Source organism: Dellaglioa sp. CoH-55-MRSF-7 (genome assembly GCF_056782235.1).
Map to the genome: position 1 here is coordinate 1 of NZ_JBXAYI010000238.1, position 238 is coordinate 238.

General features: G+C 57.1%; 1 protein-coding gene. It reads right to left on the reverse strand.

Translation table 11 applies throughout. The features are described from left to right. Positions 1 to 238 (reverse strand): hypothetical protein (locus AC1RPU_RS08525; RefSeq protein ID WP_481769737.1); only part of this gene is annotated, 238 nt, incomplete at both ends.

Sequence of the window (238 nt, forward strand, 5' to 3'; positions counted from 1 at the left end):
CCACGCTCGCGGAGCGAGGCCCGGACTTTCTTCCACTCCGAGAACGGGAGAAGCGATCCACTGTCTACCGAATCAGGAGGCATGTACATCGTGAACGAAGAGCCACGGGTTTGGCGATCCGGGCTCCCGATCAAAATCAGCTGCCCCTTGGACGTGTAGCCCGCGACATAGCCGACCAGATAGTACGAGATGTACTGATCCCCAATGCAGAAGTAAAACTTCTGGCCCGGGTCATACT